The sequence below is a fragment of the Roseovarius lutimaris genome (genome assembly GCF_900115165.1).
Lineage (GTDB): Bacteria > Pseudomonadota > Alphaproteobacteria > Rhodobacterales > Rhodobacteraceae > Roseovarius > Roseovarius lutimaris.
Genome location: NZ_FOVP01000067.1, coordinates 1 through 1,780 on the forward strand (window position 1 = coordinate 1; position 1,780 = coordinate 1,780).

At 53.7% G+C, this 1,780-nt stretch carries 1 pseudogene; it reads right to left on the reverse strand.

Annotated elements, in window-relative coordinates:
- Positions 1 to 222: 222 nt before the first annotated feature.
- Positions 223 to 1,607, reverse strand: a pseudogene (locus BMZ91_RS20955) (transposase).
- Between the last annotated feature and the right edge of the window lie 173 nt (positions 1,608 to 1,780).

The window sequence follows — 1,780 nt, forward strand, 5'->3', positions numbered from 1 at the left end:
TGGTCGTTCTCCTCTGGCTTCAAGGTTACACCATCGACAATAGCCATGTTTGAAACCTCAAAAGCTGGATTCGCCGCAGATACGCCATGTCCGCTTTCTCTCAAGGGAAGGCTTGGATTTTGCGCCCGTAGCGAATGCACCCTATCCGCCGATTCTGTGGAAAAACACCGTGTTTCTGGTGCAGAAAGTAGCATCCAAATGTGGGCGCGCGCGCCTTTCCGATCAGGCTTTGCGCGTTTGCTGCGGTGCAGGGAAGATCTTGGCTAGTTTGCGGAGGTTTTGGGCGGTTGCGGCGAGGAGGAATTCGTCGTTTGCCCCACATGGGCCTCGTAATCGGAGCCGCCCCAGCCCAAGAATACGTTTGAGATGGGCGAAGAGCATTTCTACCTTCTTTCTGAGCTTCATCGAGACAGCATATTGTTTGGTCTTGGCAATACCCCGGGCGACCTGGCGGGCATCCTCGTGTTCTTCACGGGTGATGGCGCGGAAGCCGGTGTTCGGGCAGCACTTGACTTTGGATGGGCAAGCTTGGCAGGTTAGTTTTAGGCTGCGGTATTTGGCGACGCCGGTGTTGGTCGGTCCACGGTTTGGGTCGGAATAATTGCGACGGAACTGCTTGAGAGACTGGCCTTCCGGGCAGATGTATTGGTCGTTCTCGGCGTCCCATTCGAAGTCTGCACGGGTCCATGTGCCGTCGTTTCGCCCTGCTTTATCAATCACGGGGATATGGGGGCAATATCATGATCCACCAACCACCCGAGCATCGGGCCAGACCCATAGGCGGTGTCCGCGATGATCCGTTCGGGGTCCAAATCAAACTTGTCTTTGACCCGATCTAGCATCGTACACACAGACCCGACTTCGGCCTGCCGGATCGACCGCGTGGCCTCAACATCAACAATAACGGCGTGGTCCGTGTCGATCAGGTAATTCGTGGAATATGCAAAGAAAGCTGGGCCTTTGCGTGCCGCAGTCCACTGACTGGATGGATCAGAATGAGATGTGAACTTTGGGTCAACCTCACTCGCTGCGCCGAACGCCGCATCATCCAGTACGTCGAGATACTCACGCACAGCACGTGGCGCATCGGCAGGATCGATCTTAGATATGTCCCAGTCTTCTTTCGGCGTTGAGTTCTGTTTGTTGGCATCAGCTTCGATCAAACTGGCATCTGCTGCAAAGCGTTGGCCGCTGACAAGGCCATCCGCGATGCATCGCGCCACAGTCGTCTCGAACAAATGACGCAACAAATCGCTATCCCTAAAACGGCCGTGGCGGTTCTTGGAAAATGTCGAATGATCAGGCACGCTATCACTCAGATCAAGACGGCAAAACCAACGATAGGCCAAGTTCAGATGCACCTCTTCGCACAGTCGCCGTTCGGATCGAATGCCAAGGCAATACCCCACCAACAGCATTCGGATCAGCAGTTCGGGATCGATCGAGGGGCGACCTGTATGGCTGTAAAAAACCGACAAATGCTGTCGGATGTCGGACAGGTCGACAAACCGGTCAATGGATCGCAGCAGATGATCATGGGGAACGTGATCGTCTATCGAGAACTCGTAAAACAATGCGCCTTGTGCTTCTTGCTTTGGTCCCAACATCGAAATTACCCCCCGTTGCTAGGGACAATTGAATCAGTGACACAGCCTCAATTCAATAAGAGTTTTTCAACAAAATACGCCGATTCTGTGGAAAAACACCGTGTTTCTGGTGCAGAAAGTAGCATCCAAATGTGGGCGCGAGCGCCTTTCTTATCAGGCTTTGCGCGTTTGCT